The organism is Dorea sp. D27, from assembly GCF_001185345.1.
GTDB lineage: Bacteria > Bacillota > Clostridia > Lachnospirales > Lachnospiraceae > Extibacter.
Genome location: NZ_KQ236757.1, coordinates 1 through 758, shown reverse-complemented (window position 1 = coordinate 758; position 758 = coordinate 1). Strand labels below are relative to the sequence as shown.

2 protein-coding genes are annotated in these 758 nt (G+C 55.1%); one reads left to right on the top strand and one right to left on the bottom strand.

The features are described 5' to 3' along the window. The coding region (locus HMPREF0980_RS19290; RefSeq protein WP_207643618.1) for a hypothetical protein at window positions 1-243 on the top strand (243 nt) is incomplete at its 5' end. 241 nt (window positions 244-484) lie between these two features. On the opposite strand, the gene HMPREF0980_RS19285 is transcribed toward HMPREF0980_RS19290, so the two are convergent. Next, the coding region (locus HMPREF0980_RS19285) for a hypothetical protein (protein WP_207643617.1) at window positions 485-758 on the bottom strand (274 nt) is incomplete at its 5' end.

Sequence of the window (758 nt, the reverse complement as noted above, 5' to 3'; positions counted from 1 at the left end):
AGGCGCGTGCGGGAGCCGGGTGGCAGATGCTTCGATGCGTACGAGGCTCCGACTATTTCACGTATCCCTAACCCTCCGGAATGCGCGCCGATAGCGGCTTGCATCCCGCAGGATAAGGGCTACGGAAAGGATTCTCCGCCTCTCCCGCTTACACCTGCGCATCTCCCACCCGGCTCCCCGTCCGCTATCTACTTTACTAACAAGGGCGTGAGCGGCCGTGTGACGTTACTGGCCAGCGGATGAACGCTGGCTGCGTCAGCTAGATGGAAAATGGTAGCAAGCTTAGTGTATACAGCACATACAGTTTAAAACGTTGTATATTATCGTAGTTAAACGTTTGCAGCGAGGCGTACACGCCGTTGCTGCTGGAAGAGCCGGAGTCAGGCAAGGGATGTTATCTCACATAACAGCCCTGTACCTGATACCGGCTCTTCCTCATTATAATTCCATTTCGCCAAGGGTTTCAACTTGACGCATCTTTTATTCATATAGCCACACAAGCCAAATTCTTTCCGGCCTCCAGTATTGTCACACAGCCGACCCCGCCCGTGCCAGTAAAGTAGATAGCCGCTGGGGAGGCAGGGGGCAGATGCGAAGGTATAAGCGGAAGGGACGGAGAATCCTCACCAGATTCCTTAGCTTGTGGGATGAGAGCCGCTATCGGCGAACATTCCACAGGCTTAGGAATCTGTGTGATAGTCGCAGTCCCGGACGCATCGCAGCATATGCCCCCTGCCTTCCCAGCGGCGCCCTGCTTC